This is a genomic window from Klebsiella sp. M041, from assembly GCF_059759695.1.
The window spans coordinates 1-16,064 of sequence record NZ_JCAXWU010000025.1; the positions used below are offsets into that span (position 1 = coordinate 1).

The window sequence follows — 16,064 nt, forward strand, 5'->3', positions numbered from 1 at the left end:
CCTGTGGAGCGGTTCACCGCCAGACACCCGAGGCAGGAGCCCGGTGCGTAAATCGCGCACGCCGGGATCTGTGCGGGGGGTATCCGGTAACGGGTATCCCTACCGCGACATATTTAACAGCGTGACGATAATCCAGATCCCCTGCCTTAAGAACATTTTGAGTAAATAAAGGTGTTCAAAATGCTAATATTAATCATTTTGATATTTTTATATTGCTCACATTGAGAAATATTGCTTTGATTTTTTCATTTTGCTCTTATAATTAGTATCAAATTGAGTGTAATTAAAGGAGCATATTGATGAATATTTACTGCGATGATGGTTCAACTAATGTTAAGCTGGCATGGTTTGAAGGAGATGAGCTTCAGACACGAGTCTCTGCGAACTCCTTCCGGCATGGCTGGAAAGTGGCAGAATTCAGTGCGGCAACCTTCAATTATCAGGTGGGCACGCTGAAATACACCTGGGACAGTGTCAGCCGGGATGCCATCCCGACAACAAACGTGGAATATCAGTACGGTGATCTCAACCTGCTGGCCGTGCATCATGCGCTGCTGAACAGCGGACTGGAGCCGCAGCCGGTGAGCCTGACCGTGACGCTGCCCCTGAGTGAGTATTACGACGGGGACTGCCAGCGGAACGAGGAGAACATACGACGCAAACGGGAAAACCTGATGCGTGAGCTGGTTCTGAATAAGGGCAGGGCATTTACCGTAACGGACGTGAAGGTGATGCCGGAATCACTGCCGGCGGCGTTCTCCCGTCTCGCGGAGCTGAAGCCCGGCCCCGCTGAGACCACCCTGATTATCGATCTCGGTGGCACCACGCTCGATGCCGGTGTGATTGTCGGCCAGTTTGATGATATCAGTGCGGTGCACGGTAATCCGTCTGTCGGCGTGTCACAGGTCACCCGGGCAGCTGCAGGCGCGCTGCGGGCGGCAGACAGCGAAACCAGCGCCCTCATCGCTGACACTATCATCCGCAACCGCAATGATCGTCAGTATCTGCAGCGTGTGATCAACGATGCCGGTAAAATTGACGAGGTTCGGAACAAAATTACAGAGGCAATCACCTCCCTGGGCGCGCGTGTTACCAGTGAGCTGACGGCCTTCAGGAACGTTAACCGGGTATTCCTGGTCGGGGGAGGGGCATCCCTCATTGAAGAGGCTATCCGTCAGGCCTGGCCTCTGGCTCCTGACCGTATCGAGGTTATAGGCGATCCGCAAATGGCGCTGGCCAGGGAGATTGCCCTTTACAATAAAGAGGACTAAACGTGCCGGACGGCCAGTATTCTTTCTATCTGCACAGCGACGATCGCACCGACATCGCGGCGATGGCAACCATCAGCACCATCTCACAGCCCCTGCGCGGTGAGTTCATCCGTACCGCCGCCACCGCCGGGGCGGTGGTATACCAGGTGGATGCCCGTTTACCGGCGCTGATCCCGGTGTTCTTTGCCGGGCAGCTGAGCGCTGTCCGCCTTTGCGCCGTGATGGCCCTGGTCTCCGGAACCTGGTCCTCACTCACCGGCCTTCCGGATGAGCCCGAAAATGGTGAGGCTGCTCTGCCCGTGTCACCGGAGACAGAATACCAGCGCCGGCGTTACACCCTGACGCTTCAGAATGACCGGAGTGGAGAACGGGTGGAAAGTGTGCTGACGGAGGCGTCATCCCGTCTGCGTGGCGATCTGCTGAGAAACCTGATTATCACCGGTCTTGCCCTCCACACGACGGCACCGGAGCTGCCGCGCCTGCTGGCCAGTATGCCGGTACCGCCCACCTCGGTCAGTGAGCTGCAGGCACTGGTTCAGCAGATGGCCGGCACCGCTGACGTGAACAGGGCTGCAGCTGCAGTACCGGATACGCCGGCAGCATCTGCCGCGCCGGTGTCCGGGTCGGATACCCGGGAAATAAAGAAAAATATGCGGCGTGCATTCGGCGACTAACAGTACGAATCACATCCACTACTACACCGATTTCAAATGACTGGCATCCCAGGGAGGTTCTCATGTCACCAGGATTCAGAAATGTTCTCCGTCTCGCCCGCATTCCCGTCGACAGCAGTGAACCGGTGCGCAGAAAATTTGGCAGCCGGCTGATTGGCATTGTGACGGTATGTCTGCTTCCGCTTCTGGTTTTCGACGTTCCGCAGTGGGTTTTCATTTTGTCGCAGGTCATCTGGGGGGCGGGCGTCTATATTGGCCTGTCACTGGCCGGGGATAAATCCCTGAACCGCTGATATAAACTTTCCGGTTGTTCAAAAAAAGAACAGGCGTGGTGGCGTCTGTTCTCCCGCGCTTCTCCGTCGTTTGCCTTCAGGATATCCACAATCTTAAGCCCCGGATTTGTGGACAGGTATGCCGGTAATTCCCCGTTCGCCTGGAGTTAACGCAAGCCTGCCGCCCGCTGCCAGTGTCTCGCGTCCGGTCTGGTACGGGACGGGCGGTTTTTCCGCTCCGGCCCGGCGTCGTTGAGAGTGTACGCCAGTCCCTCGCCCTTTTAAGGAACGCCCTTCAAGCCGCTTTCGCGGCATATCCTTGCCGTCCAAAAGACGGACGGCTGCGGTATTCCACGGTCGGCCTGACCCGTGACCGGACGCGATGAACAGGCAGCGTGCGGCAGGGAACGGTATCGCGGTGATGCCTCCTGCCCCCTCAGACTACAGGAGTGCTGCCATGTCCAGATTCATTCTCGGGAACTGTATTGATGTGATGCGCGGATTCCCCGACCGTGCCGTGGACCTTATTGTGACCGATCCGCCTTACCTCGTCGGTTTTAAGGACCGTCAGGGCAGACAGATTGCCGGGGATGTGACGGACGAATGGCTGCAACCGGCCACGCTGGAGATGTACCGCGTCCTTAAAAAAGACGCGCTGATGGTGAGCTTCTACGGCTGGAACCGTGTGGACCGCTTTATGGCCGCGTGGAAGGCGGCAGGATTCTATGCCGTGGGCCAGCTTGTGTTCACCAAAAACTATGCCTCCAACCGTCGTAACGCCAGGGCCCGACGCGGATTTGTGGACTACTGCCATGAAGGGGCTTATGTCCTTGCCAAAGGCCGCCCCGTGCCGCCCCTTAAACCGCTGCCGGATGTGCTGCCCTTCCCGTATACCGGTAATACCCTGCATCCGACGCAGAAACCAGTGGAGGCGCTACAGCCGCTGATTGAGTCATTCAGCGCTCCGGGCGCGATTGTTCTCGACCCGTTTGCCGGAAGCGGTTCGACCTGCGTCGCTGCATACCGTGCCGGACGCCGCTATATCGGCATCGAAATGCTGGCGCAGTACCACCGGGCCGGAACCGAACGACTGGCCGCCATGCACCGGGCCGTCAATACCCCGGCGGCGAACGATGAATGGCTTCCGGAGGCCGCGTAATGAATTACGACGGACACGAAACCCTGCGCCGCGATGTGGCCGGGCTGGCGAACAATCTTTGCGACCTGAAAACCACCCTGAAAGTGCTGGAAGACACGTACCACTACCGGTACGACGGACTGGCGGAACGGCTTGCCGGTATCAGTCTGCGACGTCTCAGCGTCCTGATGGATGAGGCGTTCAATATTGCACTGATGCTCGATGAAAGCTTTCTGGATTGAGGAGAGAACATGTACGGAACCCGTGAAGATCTTTGCAGGATGCTGAATGAGCAATATCCCGCAGAAACCCCGCTGAACCTGATTATCTGGACCCCGGCGGATATTGAAGCACTGGCTGACGGGATGGAATATTCCTTTTCAGAACATGACGTAAGGGCAGTACTGGAACGCATGGACACTATACCGGAAGAACAACGGCTTGAGTCGGGCGTGTCAGCCGGCCTGGTGATGGCACTGATAGACCAGGTGAAAGAGAACGGGCAGAGGGTGACTGTGCCGGTTGACCTGCTTGAAACCCTGCTGATTACCGCCGAACAGGCATTGTGGGACAGGGAATGGACCGCACGGGATCGCAATCTCCCGGTGCCGGAAAGCGTAATGCGCCGCCTGGCGGATACAGCAAAAGTGCGGGCATTACTGAAAAGCTGACAGCAGATCGCCCCGCCACGCGGCGGGGAGATATAACCCGGACAGAGACGATAATGATGAAAAAAGAAACCCTTAACACGCTTATTCTGCGTCACGGCGACCGGATGCTGCGCCAGGCTGGCTGGCCCGACACTGTTGATATGGCGCCCGTCGCCCCCGAAACCGTACCCGGCTGGCTTGCCGCCTGCGGCTCTCTCAGTGGCGTGGAAATCCTCACGCTTACGGAACAGCTTTGTCAGCCGCTGACGTATGGCCGGGCAGCGTTGTTGCTCGCCAGCGCCCGGCGGCTGGCGGGAACCCCGGCTCGTCTGCATCTCTTTCCGGTGCAGGCATATCCGCATCCGGAGCGGCTGGCTGACTGTCAGGTTATCCGCCGGCCTTACGCTCAGGAGTGGCTGACAGCGGCGGAATGTGACGATCTGCTGGCCTTCCTGAAAGCCTCCCTCACGCAGATATCGGAAATCGTCCACCGGGATACGAAGCGCATCGCCGCCGCGCTTACGCCGTCCGTCACTCCCCGTCTGATGGACAGGCGGATCGGTGACTGGCGCTTGCTGGCCGTGGAGTATGATCATGATAACTGCCTGGACGAAGACGAAACCGACAGGCTGGATCAGGTCCTCGATGCCATTCTGATTCGCGATGCGCGATTCTGCCCGGTCCTGCTCACCCTGGTTAACGAGCGGGAGGAAACTATCAGGAGCGCAGGGGTTATCGCTGATCAGCTGCGTTTTACGGACACTCCGGTCCGGCGCTGGCTTGATCGCCGGGTTTTAAGGGAAATGGTGAGAGAGGCCCGCGCCAGCAGAACTCAGGAGTGACAGCCCGGAGCGTCAGGGGAGGGGGACCCTCCCTTGTCAGCCTGCCGGCACAGGAGGTGTGGTGCGATAAGGATGTCGCCGTGCCGGCTCCGCGTCCACCCGGCCCGGTTTCCGGGCCTTTTGGGTGAACACAACCCTCTGTTATCGCCGTGCCGTGTGCTGGCTGTGCCGTGCCTTCACTGTAGCCCGGCAGCCGCAGAGGCTGGAGTTCGCTGGCGCCGCCATCCCCGGATAAGGCAGTCGCCGGCTTGCCGTTGCCGCCGGCTCCGCTTCACCCGGCCCCATCCCTCCGGTCCGTGGCCTTATTACTGCGTCTGTCGCGTTGCGACATCTGCTTCCGCTTTTCTCCCGGTGGTCGAAAAACGGGGGAGAGAAACCCTGTATTCAACCTCCTGCATCGCGACGGGTAGTGCCGTGCCTTCACTTTAGCCCGGCCGCTGCAGATGCAAGGGTGCGCTGACGCCGCCATCCTCGCCCGGTCGCAGGTTTTTTATGATGCTCGCCGTTCTTCCCGTCGTTTTCTCGCTCAGGTTTCGCTCGAAAACCGTCCAGACCAGCTTCGCGCTATATCTGCGCTGCGGCCTCCGGTGTCGCCCCTGCATCTTCCGCTTTCCGCCGGGCTGTCGTGTCGGCACGGCACAACCCGGTGCCGCAGTCTATGTGATTACGGAGGTTTATCCATGCAGTATGTGAATACATGCCCGGTCCTGAATGTTGAGGAGTCCGACCGCCTGTCTTTTATGCCGTACCTGTTCGGCACGGATTTCATGCTCGCGGAATTACAGGTGTACGCTCTGGCCAAAAAATGGATGCCCGAATATGAGGGCGGCTTCTGGCATTTTATTCGCCTGCCGGAGGGGGGCGGCTACATGATGCCGGATTGTGGCCGGGTACATCTGGTCAGTAGCGAAAACTGGTTTGATCGCACTGTCAGCGCCGACGCGGCGGGCATTATTCTGACCAGCCTGGCGATTAATCGCCGTCTGGCGGCCCATCATGACAGCAGTAACCCGGCGCTGACTCGCCTTTATATGCTGCGTGATGCCCAGCTCTGGAATCACATCACCTTTCACCCCGAATGCAGTGCTATTTACGCCGCGCTGGACTGATTAACGACCGGGGCGGTTACACCGCCCCGCAGGGAGACAAAAATGACTTCATCAGTAACCGTTCCGGCCGTCTACGTGGGCACATATCACCAGTACAACGGCGGCAGTATTTTTGGCAAATGGTTTGATTTAACCGACTTCGACGACGAAGACGAATTTTATGACGCCTGCCGGGCGTTGCATGCCGCCGAGGATGACCCCGAGTTTATGTTTCAGGACTGGGAAGGGATCCCGTCTCAGTTTGCCTCTGAATCCTCTGTTAAGTGGGCGTTTATCGAGGCATTCCGGCAGGCGCAGGACGAAGGACGCGCTGCCGCGTTTGTGGCCTGGGCGGACTATACCGGCGAGTGCGACTATGACGCCTTTGATGAGGCGTATTGTGGCGAGGCTGAAAGCGAGGAGGATTTTGCTTATGGCTTTGTGGAGGATCACGGCCTGTTAAACGAGGTGCCTGAATCCCTGCGCGTCTATTTCGATTATGAGGCTTACGCGCGGGATCTGTTCAGCAGCGGCTATGTCTTCCATGAAGGCTATGTATTCAGCAACTGATGACTATCCGGCGGGGAAGCCCGCCGGTTAAGGAGAAAGCACATGAAACTTGCACCACAAAGCCGCGATATCCTGCGACAGTACAAAGCCCTGATTAATGCCCGCCGCCGCGATGCCGGTCAGCGGGAACTGACCACTGCGCAGGTGATGGATGAAATCTGCGAATACATGACCTGTCAGTGCGCCGTCTATATTGGCGGCCATTTCATTCTTCAGGGGGGAAAGGCACGATAAATCACAGGGCAGGGGGGAACCTCTGCCGCTTCCGGCCGCGCGAAAACCCGGGCAGGCTGCGCCTGCCGGAGAGAGACGTCGCCGCGCCTCCGGCGCCGCGCACTCTCCTCTCCGTTGTCAGTCGCTGTTGCCCCGGAATTCGCGTATTATCAGGGTATCTTCCTGTAAAGCAGACCGGTAAAGCATATGTCAAAGTGGAATATCGCCTCTTTTTCAAAGGAGGAGCAGGATAAAGTTGCCGTCGATAAGGTGGCTGCTGCTGTTGCCTGGCAGGAGCGCATGAACAAGCCCGTCGTGCCGGAACTTGTTGAACGGGAACAGCCTGAACACCTGCGCGAATATTTCCATGAACGGCTCCGCGTACATCGACTGAACAGTCAGCAGCTGCCGCGCGCAAATGCGCCCGAATATAATAAACCCGGAGATGAGCAGCAGAAGTGATTCTTATAGTCAGTGTGTCCAGGGAGGAAATTTTATGCGTATGTCTCTGATGTTTGCAGCCGTGACGCTTTTAACCGGTATTAACCTGTTTTTTATTCCGTTTCAGCCTGTTCCGGCTCTGTGGGGGGCTATCCTGGCCGTTGCTTTTGTTCTGATTAATGTCGTGGCGGATAAGCTGCGCCTCTGGAGTGGCATTGCGTGGATTATCGTTGCCGGCATCATCATAACGCTGATGCTGAAGGGGAAAGAGCCGGGTGACGAATTACGCGGGTTGATCACCGTTTTTGCTTTCCTGGCTTCGGCCTGGTACTGCGTTGTACAGTACAGAAAAGAGCAGGGCGAATCTCAGTCCTGACCTGACCGGTACCCTTCATCTTGCTGCTGCTCTTCCTCTGGCTTTGCCTCACTTTCCTTTCACACAATCTGCTCCGGGGCCACCTTCGGCTCCTGACCCGCTGGCGCGGTTCAGTCGTCGAGCCACACTCCGCTAACCGCGAAAAGACGCGGTAAGCTCCGCCGAACCCGCTACGCGGTTTCGGGCCTGGCGGCTAGTGTCTGATGTCTGACGTCAGGGTCAACGGCAGCGCTTGCTGCGACCGTCCCGGTCGCGCCGCTTTCACCGTGCCGGCGAAGGACTGCCGGCACTCTGCGGGGCAACGCCGTTTCGCGCCCGCGCGTTCCGTCGTTGCGGCGGGTGCCTGCTCCTTTCCCCTGGTACCCGTATCACCCGTTTGAGTCCATTCGCCGGGGCTGAGACAAGCACAACCCGTCTTGCTGTCCAGGGGACGGCAGGGCCTTTCGCAATAAATTTTTCCCGGCCATTCCGCTGCCGCTTCATTAGGCCGAAAAAAATTTCCCGCTCACCCCCGGACATCTGCACCGGGCCGTGCTCGTTTACGCCCTTGCGGCGAACGGCTCTCAAACGGGTGAAGGTTATATCCAGGGGGCAGGTTCAGCAGGTCCCCGCACAAAGTCAAAACCGCGGCCCCGGCAACTCAACGGGTGATGGTTTTAACAGACAGAAAACCAGAAAGAGGAGAAAACTGGATGAGCACACAAAACGTCAACGTAAAACCCTCCACCAAAGAAAGCACAACCCTCCGGACTGACGGTTTTGTGCGCAACATTCATTCCCGAAACCCATTCGATGTTATCCGCGCCGATGTAGTGCTGGAACGTATCGAGAAAAAGGCTGGTCGGTGCTGCGGGATGCATTACGAGCTGTATCAGGCCCATCTGCTGGGTGGTGCGCTGGATTATCTGGATGCGCTGCCGTTGAAAGACCGTCCGGTGTTAATGGGCGCTGCGGCAAAGCGCGGCTATCTGCTGACGCTAGCCGAAGAGGAACGCGCGCTGGAAGCACGGGATGTACTGATGAGTGAACTGGCGGCAAACGACTGCTGAGAAATAAACACGGATGGCGGCGTATCGCTGCCATCCCTTAAAGACCAGAGGTAACGCAAAATGAAAGTATACGGCCATCAACACTCATCAGAGGTTTTCTCCCGGGAAACTTCCCCATCCTGTTTTGAACCAAAAGCGGAAAAGGTGATCGCTTTTCATGGAAAGGATGCCAGTTACGCCTATAACGTGCTGGCCGATCTGAAAGCCGCAGGTGCTTCATATACGCGCCGGAATATCATCGCCGATATGTTCCGCCGTCTGGGTGTGGAATGAGGTCTGGGCAATGGAACACGTGAAAAGACAAATCCAGCAGGGGGCAGGGAACGCCTATTATGCGGGGATGCAGTGGCGCGGTATTACACTCGGACACGCCGATGCTGCAGCGCTTAATCAGTTTGATATCGATATCAGCAAAGCTCAGGCACCCGAAGCACGCACCTGGTTGCTTCAGAACAAAGCGGAATTCATAGCTCTTATGCTGGGTATTGAGATTGTAAAGATCGGGTAGTGAGAAGTCAGCTAACTTAGCTCTTGAGCTAAGTTAGCTTCTAAGCTAACGTATACACATACGGACCAGAGATTACATTCATGTTCACAGTCATCTTTCATGATGAGGCTGAAAAAGAGTTTACGGCTCTGCCTGCTGCCATTCGTGCAAAAATGGCCAGGCTACTCATGAAGCTGGAAGCAAACCCTCGCCAGCTACGCGAGCCAGATACCAAGCCGCTTGGAAACGGCCTTTTCGAAATACGTACAATGGGGGCAGATATCGCCCGCGGAATCTGGGTATATCAGAGTGGTGAACGTATTTTTCTACTTCGGATCTTTATCAAAAAATCGCCAAAAACGCCCCCGGCAGAAATAGATCAGGCACTTCGCAGACTGGAGGAAATGCAGAATGAAATATAAAACCCTTAGCCAGGTTCATACCGAAGCAATGAACGATCATGAGTACAGCGCGGCATTCGAGGCAGAAGAAGCCTCGGAGCTACTTCGGGAAACCTTAGCAACATGGAGAAAAGAAGCGGGTTTGACGTCGGCACAGGTTGCAGAACGTATGGGCATCAAAGCGCCAACTATCTCACGTATGGAGAAGAACGCTGCGCGAATGAGTATTCAGACGCTGGTTCGGTACGCCAGAGCCTGCGGTGTTAACTTTAAAATTCAGCAGGTTTGAATGATTAGCGATGCCATTAAAGCCGCGAATGACCTGGCCAGTATTGTCCCTCTGCTGGGTGGCAGTTCGTCCCGCAAAGATTACGAAGAGGCATGTAAACTCGTTGAATATCTTCTGGAACATGACCCGGACAGCCCGCTGGTTGATATGCTGGCTGCCCGCATTGATGCCTGGGAAGATAACGCGGTGGAATTTGAAGAATTTAATACGCGCATCGAAGCTGGTAAAAACGGTGTATCGTTGCTGCGGGTTCTTATGCAGCAACGTGGGTTTTCACAGTCCGATTTAGAAAACGAGATAGGCAAAAAATCGCTCGTCAGCCGGATCCTCAGTGGTGAACGCAGTCTGACCCTTGATCACATGCGGGCGCTGGCAAATCGATTTCAAATCCCGGTCTCGATGTTTGTTGACTGATTCGGGAACAGAGCAGGCGAAGGGGGCATCGGTCCCCGTCTGGCCGCGCCTCGAAAGACCGCGCGCCTGCGGCGCCGGGAAGACCGGGCCGCGCTGACGCGCCGCCCGCATTTCCTTTCCGCGTCTTCCCTGTTTGCTGCCTGCTGTCTGCCTGCTTCCTCTTCTTCTCCCTGCTGTGATGCCTCTTTTTAACCCTTAAAGGCTTTAAAAGCACACCCATACTGGACACCTTCGGCTCCCGGCCAGCTGCGCTGTCCGGTCGTCGAGCCACACTCCGCTAACCGCGAAAAGACGCGGTAAGCTCCGCCGAACCCGCAAGCGGTTTCGGGCCTGACGGCTAGTGTCTGATGTCTGACGTCAAGGTCAACGGCAGCGCTTGCTGCGACCGTCCCGGTCGCGCCGCTTTCACCGTGCCGGCGAAGGACTGCCGGCACTCTGCGGGGCAACGCCGTTTCGCGCCCGCGCGTTCCGTCGTTGCGGCGGGTGCCTGCTCCTTTCCCCTGGTACCCGTATCACCCGTTTGAGTCCATTCGCCGGGGCTGAGACAAGCACAACCCGTCTTGCTGTCCAGGGGACGGCAGGGCCTTTCGCAATAAATTTTTCCCGGCCATTCCGCTGCCGCTTCATTAGGCCGAAAAAAATTTCCCGCTCACCCCCGGACATCTGCACCGGGCCGTGCTCGTTTACGCCCTTGCGGCGAACGGCTCTCAAACGGGTGAAGGTTATATCCAGGGGGCAGGTTCAGCAGGTCCCCGCACAAAGTCAAAACCGCGGCCCCGGCAACTCAACGGGTGATGGTTTTAACAGACAGAAAACCAGAAAGAGGAGAAAACTGGATGAGCACACAAAACGTCAACGTAAAACCCTCCACCAAAGAAAGCACAACCCTCCGGACTGACGGTTTTGTGCGCAACATTCATTCCCGAAACCCATTCGATGTTATCCGCGCCGATGTAGTGCTGGAACGTATCGAGAAAAAGGCTGGTCGGTGCTGCGGGATGCATTACGAGCTGTATCAGGCCCATCTGCTGGGTGGTGCGCTGGATTATCTGGATGCGCTGCCGTTGAAAGACCGTCCGGTGTTAATGGGCGCTGCGGCAAAGCGCGGCTATCTGCTGACGCTAGCCGAAGAGGAACGCGCGCTGGAAGCACGGGATGTACTGATGAGTGAACTGGCGGCAAACGACTGCTGAGAAATAAACACGGATGGCGGCGTATCGCTGCCATCCCTTAAAGACCAGAGGTAACGCAAAATGAAAGTATACGGCCATCAACACTCATCAGAGGCTTTCTCCCGGGAAACTTCCCCATCCTGTTTTGAACCAAAGGCGGAAAAGGTGATCGCTTTTCACGGAAAGGAAGCCAGTTTCGCCTATAACGTGCTGGCCGATCTGAAAGCCGCAGGTGCCTCATATACCCGCCGGAATATCATCGCCGATATGTTCCGCCGTCTGGGTGTGAAATGAGGTCTGGGCAATGGCACACGTGAAAGGAAAAATCCAGCAGGGGGCAGGGAACGCCTATTTTGCAGGGATGCAGTGGCGCGGTATTACACTTGGACACGCCGATGCTGCAGCGCTTAATCAGTTTGATATCGATATCAGCAAAGCTCAGGCACCCGAAGCACGCACCTGGTTGCTTCAGAACAAAGCAGAATTCATCGCTCTGATCCTGGGCATTGAAGTCGTAAACGTCGGGTAATCGGAATGGCTGGCGGGGAAGAAATTGGCCTGTCAGCCTGTTTTCATATTGTCAACTCCCGTGGAGTGAAGTACAATGTTTCCATAATGGAAACCGGAGGCATGGCGTGCATGTTATATCACGAGCCCCTTTTGATGAGGCGGCAAGACACTATCCGAATGATGCAGTGGCCATCGATGACACCTATCGTGTACTAAAGCGGGTTGTCGCAAAAAAACCGGATGAGCTAAAGCGATACTTTACCAGTCTGGATCGCATGAAATACCGGGAAAAATGGTGGGTTATCGATATCGGTGGTAATAACCTTAGAATGATGTTTTTTGCTGATTTTGAGCGCGGAAAGATATTCGTCAAACACATCACCACCCATGCTGAATATGATCGCTTAACGAAATATTATCGGGAGCACAAAGAATGATTTTTAGCGATGCCATTAAAGCGGCGAATGACCTGGCCAGTATTGTCCCTCTGCTGGGTGGCAGCTCGTCCCGCAAAGATTACGAAGAGGCACTTAAACTCGTTGAATATCTTCTGGAACATGACCCGGACAGCCCGCTGGTTGATATGCTGACTGCCCGCATTGATGCCTGGGAAGATAACGCGGTGGAATTTGAAGAATTTAATACGCGCATCGAAGCAGGCAAGAACGGTGTTTCGTTGCTGCGGGTTCTCATGCAGCAACACGGGCTTTCACAGTCCGATTTTGAAAACGAGATAGGCAAAAAATCGCTCGTCAGCCGGATCCTCAGTGGTGAACGTAGTCTGACCCTCGATCACATGCGGGCGCTGGCAAATCGATTTCAAATCCCGGTCTCGATGTTTGTTGACTGATACCGGAGCAGGCGAAGAGGGCACAGATGAAAGAGCGAGACGTATTTAGTGAACTGCTGGAAGGCATGACTGCATGGCGAGAGTTTAATGCAGGGAATGAAACGCTGCGATCGCACAGTAGCTGTCTTAAACCTCTCATCCTGCCTGCGAGACGGGCATAAAGGCCGCGCGCCTGCGGCGCCGGGAAAACCGGGCCGCGCTGACGCGCCGCCCGCATTTCCTTTCCGCGTCTTCCCTGTTTGCTGCCTGCTGTCTGTCTGCTTCCTCTTCTTCTCCCTGCTGTGATTCCTCTTTTTAACTCTTAAAGGCTTTAAAAGCACACCTATACTGGACACCTTCGGCTCCTGGCCAGCTGCGCTGTCCAGTCGTCGAGCCACACTCCGCTAACCGCGAAAAGACGCGGTAAGCTCCGCCGAACCCGCCAGGCGGTTTCGGGCCTGTCGGCTAGTGTCTGATGTCTGAGGTCAACGGCAGCGCTTGCTGCGACCGTTCCGGCCGCGCCGCTTTCACCGTGCCGGCGATACACCTGCCGGCACTCTGATGGCGCCACGCCGTTCCGTCGTGTCGGGTGTGTTCATTCTCATCCCTTCCACTGGTGAGTCATCCCTCGTCCGTTCCCCGGCGGAGGGCTGGTCGTAGCACCGTCGTGTCGTCATCCGAAGGGTAAAATGAACGCCGCCAAAACTTTTTGCCAGGGACCGCAAAAACTTTTGGCGGCGCCCTTCTCCTTCCGCCCCGCCGTTGCTCCTTTGCCCTTTGCCGCCAGGGAACTCACCGAGAGATGGATTAACCACCAGACCAGAGGAAAAGCAGAATGAACACACAGAACGTCAACGTCAAAACCGCCACCAAAGAATCTACCGAAAGATGGGTTGAAAACCTTCTGGCCAACGCGATTAGCGAGCAAAAAAGTCTTCTGCTGCATCTGGTAGAGCTTAAAAACAAGCGTCTGAGAGAAAGCGAAAGAAGTGAACTGGTGTGGGGAACGTTGATGCGTATGGCTGATAACGTCCTGGGGGCGGGAGTGGTTGACTGGCACGCGGACGTTCTGCAGGTGCATTTCGGCGTTGCTCAACCGTGGCTTCAGTCCCGGAAAATCGTTGAGCTTCTTTTTGGTGATACCGGTAAGGAAGTGTGGAATGACGCACGCAAATACATTGCTGACTCAATGCGCGCTGAACGCCATATGCCATGAGTCTGCTTTTTTTCCCAACATCTGGCGGTCCGGGGGCCGCCGGTGATCCACATAAGGAGAGACGTATGAACTTACACCTGACCGAATCCTCAGCCCATCCAGGAATGCTGGCTACAGCAGAATCAGAGCGCGAATACTGGCTGAGCCGGCAGAAAGCAGCGGTTAAAGCCCCCTCAGAAATCGACGTTCACACGTTCCATGACGCGCTGGGCCTGATGTATCCGCTCAACTGGTCAACAAGTGAGAACGGCGAGTGGGAAACGTTCATGCTGCAGGAGATGGTCTGCGGTGACGTGACAGAGATATATGCCCGCTACGGAGCCAGATATTTCCGGCTGCGGGATGTGTGCAACCTGAGCCATGCGCAGATTACAACGCGCATTAAGGAGGAATTTAACCTGTTCCGGAAATGAAAAAAGCAGGGAAAACCCTGCTTTATCCACGCCGTAAAAGTCGCTGGAACGATTTTTACGGCTGTTCAAATAAACCCAGGAGTTCAAAATGAACGTATCCATTGTTTCACCTTCCACTGAGGCTGTAAAGCCCCGCCGTCATCAGCGCAACCTGCGTGATGATATCGCCGCACAGGAGATTGACCCGGCGCTGAAGGCTTTCGGACGGCATATTGCCCGGAGCGTTCGCAAGGGGCGTGGTGTCCATATCCCCGCGATGAACAACACCGCCTTCGGACAGGTGCTCCGCACGCTTGAACTCAAACGCGCATGTAACTGACAAGGTGAGCCGCTCCTTCGGGAGCGGCAACAGCGGAGATAATGCTATGTCACAGATGAATTTTGCCGATGTGTTCAATCTGGCCAGAGAAACCGCGGATAACAGCCCTGTTATTCAGGCAGAGCAGCAGATCGCGGAACAGGTGCCTGCGGTTCATCGTATGATGAGCGCGCAGTACAGCCGAAGCCGGTTTATCAGCGTATTTAAAGACACGGGGCGCCATATGGGGCGCTGGGAAGTGTTCAGTGATTTTCTGTCACTCGCCGCCAGTGAGCTGGATATGGCCCGGATACGAACACCGGAGAGCATGGAGCACTGCCGGAAAATCTGCGCCCGGTACGAGGCCACCGACATCGCGAACATGCAGGAAATGTTCTGCCTGATGGTGTGTGCGCTGGAGGCGAAATTTCATGATTTCCTCGGCGCGATTTTTATGGGGCTTGAGCTGGGCGATAACTTTCGCGGGCAGTATTTTACGCCGTATTCGGTGCAGTGTCTGATGGCGCGAATGCTGATGCCAGGCGTCAGAGACACTATCCGCCAGGAAGGCATTGCCACCGTCAGCGATCCGGCGTGTGGGGCCGCAGGGATGCTGATCGCCTGTGCAGAGTGCCTGCTTGAAGCGGATATTAACCCCTCCATGCACATGTTCGGCAGCTGCATTGACATCGATCCGGTGGCGGCAGATATGGCATTCATCCAGCTGTCACTGCTGGGGATAGCGGCGGAAGTGGTGACGGGCAACACGCTCACGATGCAGTTCCGGCGGGTGAGGTATACCCCGGTTTACTACCTCAATGATTTTGAAAAACGACTGGCAGATCTGCGCCGGTTCAGGGCTATGCGGGACTTCATGCGCGGAATACAGGAGGCCGCGTAAATAACCGGAAGGGCAGGGGATAACCTGCCCGACTGCGCTAAAAGGCCGCAGCGCCTGTGGCGCTGAATAATACCGGCTGCGCTACGCGCCGCCCGTATTACTCCGGCGCGGTATTATCTCATCAATATTCTTTATTCATCCCTGTTACATCGCTTCCGATATTCTGCTGTGTATCTCTTCCGCTATTTATCTCTGATGAAAGATTAAATAAATTCTGACCCGGGCGTCGTCCCTGTCGGGACACGGCTGTCGTGAACAGAGCCAGCAAGCTGTCTCTGCCCTGTCGGGCTTCCATCCTGACGCAAATTCAAAATCTCGCTTGCTGCATCCTTATCAGGATGCGCCGCTCTCACCGTGGCGATAAATACCCGCCACTCCAGGGCCTGAACGTGAATCCGATAAACACCGGATTGACGTTCAGGGTTGTGCGCATTCTCACTCCTGCTCGATATCGCCCGACTTCATCTTTCGCGGAGGGCTGCTTTTAGCATCAGCCGTGGCGAAAATAAAGGGGTATATGAACGCCAGGCGCCCCTTTATTTTCTCCCCG

27 protein-coding genes and 1 pseudogene are annotated in these 16,064 nt (G+C 56.1%); all 28 read left to right on the forward strand.

The features are described 5' to 3' along the window. Positions 1–299 precede the first annotated feature (299 nt). The 28 genes and pseudogenes from parM to AC6CWS_RS23530 all read left to right on the forward strand — a co-directional run bounded on the left by parM (position 300) and on the right by AC6CWS_RS23530 (position 15,514). Positions 300–1,271 carry a plasmid segregation protein ParM domain-containing protein gene (gene parM / locus AC6CWS_RS23395; protein ID WP_001568038.1) on the forward strand — a complete coding sequence of 324 codons (972 nt, stop codon included), beginning with the start codon at positions 300–302 and terminating at the stop codon, positions 1,269–1,271. A 2-nt stretch (positions 1,272–1,273) separates the two neighbouring features. Beyond that, positions 1,274–1,945, forward strand: a complete 672-nt coding sequence (locus AC6CWS_RS23400; RefSeq protein WP_032411299.1) for a plasmid partitioning/stability family protein — start codon at positions 1,274–1,276, stop codon at positions 1,943–1,945. Between the two features lie 62 nt (positions 1,946–2,007). Beyond that, positions 2,008–2,238, forward strand: coding sequence for a hypothetical protein (locus AC6CWS_RS23405; protein WP_001568040.1), 231 nt, complete (start codon positions 2,008–2,010; stop codon positions 2,236–2,238). 195 nt (positions 2,239–2,433) lie between these two features. Continuing rightward, positions 2,434–2,603, forward strand: a pseudogene (locus AC6CWS_RS23410) (hypothetical protein); the annotation flags it as partial. A 71-nt stretch (positions 2,604–2,674) separates the two neighbouring features. Then, positions 2,675–3,376, forward strand: a complete 702-nt coding sequence (locus AC6CWS_RS23415; protein ID WP_001568041.1) for a DNA methylase — start codon at positions 2,675–2,677, stop codon at positions 3,374–3,376. Continuing rightward, a complete protein-coding gene (locus AC6CWS_RS23420; RefSeq protein WP_032411297.1) occupies positions 3,376–3,597 on the forward strand; it encodes a YubE family protein in 222 nt (73 codons plus the stop codon). The genes AC6CWS_RS23415 and AC6CWS_RS23420 overlap by 1 nt, the downstream gene beginning before the upstream one ends. A gap of 9 nt (positions 3,598–3,606) precedes the next feature. Then, positions 3,607–4,026 (forward strand): DUF1380 domain-containing protein, encoded by a 420-nt coding sequence (locus AC6CWS_RS23425; RefSeq protein ID WP_001568043.1) that lies wholly within the window; start codon positions 3,607–3,609, stop codon positions 4,024–4,026. Between the two features lie 53 nt (positions 4,027–4,079). After that, positions 4,080–4,847 carry a YubG family protein gene (locus AC6CWS_RS23430; RefSeq protein WP_124989587.1) on the forward strand — a complete coding sequence of 256 codons (768 nt, stop codon included), beginning with the start codon at positions 4,080–4,082 and terminating at the stop codon, positions 4,845–4,847. 680 nt (positions 4,848–5,527) lie between these two features. Next, positions 5,528–5,956: an antirestriction protein gene (locus AC6CWS_RS23435; RefSeq protein WP_001568045.1), complete on the forward strand. Its 429-nt coding sequence runs from the start codon at positions 5,528–5,530 to the stop codon at positions 5,954–5,956. Positions 5,957–5,998: 42 nt separating this feature from the next. Next, positions 5,999–6,505 (forward strand): antirestriction protein ArdA, encoded by a 507-nt coding sequence (locus AC6CWS_RS23440; protein WP_013214014.1) that lies wholly within the window; start codon positions 5,999–6,001, stop codon positions 6,503–6,505. A gap of 42 nt (positions 6,506–6,547) precedes the next feature. Further along, complete coding sequence (locus AC6CWS_RS23445) at positions 6,548–6,739, forward strand: hypothetical protein (RefSeq protein ID WP_001568047.1); 192 nt, start codon at positions 6,548–6,550, stop codon at positions 6,737–6,739. A 186-nt stretch (positions 6,740–6,925) separates the two neighbouring features. After that, complete coding sequence (locus AC6CWS_RS23450; RefSeq protein WP_011977779.1) at positions 6,926–7,180, forward strand: DNA polymerase III subunit theta; 255 nt, start codon at positions 6,926–6,928, stop codon at positions 7,178–7,180. A gap of 34 nt (positions 7,181–7,214) precedes the next feature. Next, on the forward strand, positions 7,215–7,535 hold the full coding sequence (locus AC6CWS_RS23455) for a hypothetical protein (RefSeq protein WP_001568049.1): 321 nt from the start codon (positions 7,215–7,217) through the stop codon (positions 7,533–7,535). 692 nt (positions 7,536–8,227) lie between these two features. Further along, on the forward strand, positions 8,228–8,584 hold the full coding sequence (locus tag AC6CWS_RS23460) for a hypothetical protein (protein ID WP_019706019.1): 357 nt from the start codon (positions 8,228–8,230) through the stop codon (positions 8,582–8,584). A 60-nt stretch (positions 8,585–8,644) separates the two neighbouring features. Next, on the forward strand, positions 8,645–8,857 hold the full coding sequence (locus AC6CWS_RS23465) for a hypothetical protein (RefSeq protein WP_019706020.1): 213 nt from the start codon (positions 8,645–8,647) through the stop codon (positions 8,855–8,857). Positions 8,858–8,867: 10 nt separating this feature from the next. Next, positions 8,868–9,092 (forward strand): hypothetical protein, encoded by a 225-nt coding sequence (locus AC6CWS_RS23470; protein ID WP_014343499.1) that lies wholly within the window; start codon positions 8,868–8,870, stop codon positions 9,090–9,092. Between the two features lie 80 nt (positions 9,093–9,172). Further along, positions 9,173–9,493 carry a type II toxin-antitoxin system RelE/ParE family toxin gene (locus AC6CWS_RS23475; RefSeq protein ID WP_004152720.1) on the forward strand — a complete coding sequence of 107 codons (321 nt, stop codon included), beginning with the start codon at positions 9,173–9,175 and terminating at the stop codon, positions 9,491–9,493. Next, positions 9,483–9,761 carry a helix-turn-helix domain-containing protein gene (locus tag AC6CWS_RS23480; protein ID WP_032411288.1) on the forward strand — a complete coding sequence of 93 codons (279 nt, stop codon included), beginning with the start codon at positions 9,483–9,485 and terminating at the stop codon, positions 9,759–9,761. Before AC6CWS_RS23475 ends, AC6CWS_RS23480 begins: the two co-directional genes overlap by 11 nt. Continuing rightward, a complete protein-coding gene (locus AC6CWS_RS23485; RefSeq protein ID WP_032411285.1) occupies positions 9,762–10,175 on the forward strand; it encodes a helix-turn-helix domain-containing protein in 414 nt (137 codons plus the stop codon). A gap of 836 nt (positions 10,176–11,011) precedes the next feature. After that, positions 11,012–11,368 (forward strand): hypothetical protein, encoded by a 357-nt coding sequence (locus AC6CWS_RS23490; protein WP_019706019.1) that lies wholly within the window; start codon positions 11,012–11,014, stop codon positions 11,366–11,368. A 60-nt stretch (positions 11,369–11,428) separates the two neighbouring features. Then, a complete protein-coding gene (locus tag AC6CWS_RS23495; protein WP_065905255.1) occupies positions 11,429–11,641 on the forward strand; it encodes a hypothetical protein in 213 nt (70 codons plus the stop codon). Positions 11,642–11,651: 10 nt separating this feature from the next. Further along, positions 11,652–11,876, forward strand: coding sequence for a hypothetical protein (locus AC6CWS_RS23500; protein ID WP_049157091.1), 225 nt, complete (start codon positions 11,652–11,654; stop codon positions 11,874–11,876). Between the two features lie 106 nt (positions 11,877–11,982). Beyond that, positions 11,983–12,294, forward strand: a complete 312-nt coding sequence (locus AC6CWS_RS23505; RefSeq protein WP_065905253.1) for a type II toxin-antitoxin system HigB family toxin — start codon at positions 11,983–11,985, stop codon at positions 12,292–12,294. Further along, entirely contained in the window at positions 12,291–12,707 is a 417-nt protein-coding gene (locus AC6CWS_RS23510) for a helix-turn-helix domain-containing protein (protein WP_049010942.1), read from the forward strand. Before AC6CWS_RS23505 ends, AC6CWS_RS23510 begins: the two co-directional genes overlap by 4 nt. An 814-nt stretch (positions 12,708–13,521) precedes the next feature. Next, on the forward strand, positions 13,522–13,902 hold the full coding sequence (locus tag AC6CWS_RS23515) for a hypothetical protein (protein ID WP_065905249.1): 381 nt from the start codon (positions 13,522–13,524) through the stop codon (positions 13,900–13,902). A 65-nt stretch (positions 13,903–13,967) separates the two neighbouring features. After that, positions 13,968–14,315: a hypothetical protein gene (locus AC6CWS_RS23520; RefSeq protein ID WP_023292162.1), complete on the forward strand. Its 348-nt coding sequence runs from the start codon at positions 13,968–13,970 to the stop codon at positions 14,313–14,315. Between the two features lie 88 nt (positions 14,316–14,403). Next, positions 14,404–14,634, forward strand: a complete 231-nt coding sequence (locus AC6CWS_RS23525; protein WP_065905248.1) for a CCDC81 family HU domain 1-containing protein — start codon at positions 14,404–14,406, stop codon at positions 14,632–14,634. A gap of 46 nt (positions 14,635–14,680) precedes the next feature. After that, positions 14,681–15,514, forward strand: coding sequence for an N-6 DNA methylase (locus AC6CWS_RS23530; protein ID WP_065905247.1), 834 nt, complete (start codon positions 14,681–14,683; stop codon positions 15,512–15,514). Positions 15,515–16,064 lie beyond the last annotated feature (550 nt).

Bases quoted from the DNA above. Each gene is read 5' to 3' on its own strand.
- parM (WP_001568038.1), top strand. From the start codon at position 300: ATGAATATTTACTGCGATGATGGTTCAACTAATGTTAAGCTGGCATGG.
- AC6CWS_RS23405 (WP_001568040.1), top strand. From the start codon at position 2,008: ATGTCACCAGGATTCAGAAATGTTCTCCGTCTCGCCCGCATTCCCGTC.
- AC6CWS_RS23415 (WP_001568041.1), top strand. From the start codon at position 2,675: ATGTCCAGATTCATTCTCGGGAACTGTATTGATGTGATGCGCGGATTC.
- AC6CWS_RS23420 (WP_032411297.1), top strand. From the start codon at position 3,376: ATGAATTACGACGGACACGAAACCCTGCGCCGCGATGTGGCCGGGCTG.
- AC6CWS_RS23425 (WP_001568043.1), top strand. From the start codon at position 3,607: ATGTACGGAACCCGTGAAGATCTTTGCAGGATGCTGAATGAGCAATAT.
- AC6CWS_RS23430 (WP_124989587.1), top strand. From the start codon at position 4,080: ATGATGAAAAAAGAAACCCTTAACACGCTTATTCTGCGTCACGGCGAC.
- AC6CWS_RS23435 (WP_001568045.1), top strand. From the start codon at position 5,528: ATGCAGTATGTGAATACATGCCCGGTCCTGAATGTTGAGGAGTCCGAC.
- AC6CWS_RS23440 (WP_013214014.1), top strand. From the start codon at position 5,999: ATGACTTCATCAGTAACCGTTCCGGCCGTCTACGTGGGCACATATCAC.
- AC6CWS_RS23445 (WP_001568047.1), top strand. From the start codon at position 6,548: ATGAAACTTGCACCACAAAGCCGCGATATCCTGCGACAGTACAAAGCC.
- AC6CWS_RS23450 (WP_011977779.1), top strand. From the start codon at position 6,926: ATGTCAAAGTGGAATATCGCCTCTTTTTCAAAGGAGGAGCAGGATAAA.
- AC6CWS_RS23455 (WP_001568049.1), top strand. From the start codon at position 7,215: ATGCGTATGTCTCTGATGTTTGCAGCCGTGACGCTTTTAACCGGTATT.
- AC6CWS_RS23460 (WP_019706019.1), top strand. From the start codon at position 8,228: ATGAGCACACAAAACGTCAACGTAAAACCCTCCACCAAAGAAAGCACA.
- AC6CWS_RS23465 (WP_019706020.1), top strand. From the start codon at position 8,645: ATGAAAGTATACGGCCATCAACACTCATCAGAGGTTTTCTCCCGGGAA.
- AC6CWS_RS23470 (WP_014343499.1), top strand. From the start codon at position 8,868: ATGGAACACGTGAAAAGACAAATCCAGCAGGGGGCAGGGAACGCCTAT.
- AC6CWS_RS23475 (WP_004152720.1), top strand. From the start codon at position 9,173: ATGTTCACAGTCATCTTTCATGATGAGGCTGAAAAAGAGTTTACGGCT.
- AC6CWS_RS23480 (WP_032411288.1), top strand. From the start codon at position 9,483: ATGAAATATAAAACCCTTAGCCAGGTTCATACCGAAGCAATGAACGAT.
- AC6CWS_RS23485 (WP_032411285.1), top strand. From the start codon at position 9,762: ATGATTAGCGATGCCATTAAAGCCGCGAATGACCTGGCCAGTATTGTC.
- AC6CWS_RS23490 (WP_019706019.1), top strand. From the start codon at position 11,012: ATGAGCACACAAAACGTCAACGTAAAACCCTCCACCAAAGAAAGCACA.
- AC6CWS_RS23495 (WP_065905255.1), top strand. From the start codon at position 11,429: ATGAAAGTATACGGCCATCAACACTCATCAGAGGCTTTCTCCCGGGAA.
- AC6CWS_RS23500 (WP_049157091.1), top strand. From the start codon at position 11,652: ATGGCACACGTGAAAGGAAAAATCCAGCAGGGGGCAGGGAACGCCTAT.
- AC6CWS_RS23510 (WP_049010942.1), top strand. From the start codon at position 12,291: ATGATTTTTAGCGATGCCATTAAAGCGGCGAATGACCTGGCCAGTATT.
- AC6CWS_RS23515 (WP_065905249.1), top strand. From the start codon at position 13,522: ATGAACACACAGAACGTCAACGTCAAAACCGCCACCAAAGAATCTACC.
- AC6CWS_RS23520 (WP_023292162.1), top strand. From the start codon at position 13,968: ATGAACTTACACCTGACCGAATCCTCAGCCCATCCAGGAATGCTGGCT.
- AC6CWS_RS23525 (WP_065905248.1), top strand. From the start codon at position 14,404: ATGAACGTATCCATTGTTTCACCTTCCACTGAGGCTGTAAAGCCCCGC.
- AC6CWS_RS23530 (WP_065905247.1), top strand. From the start codon at position 14,681: ATGTCACAGATGAATTTTGCCGATGTGTTCAATCTGGCCAGAGAAACC.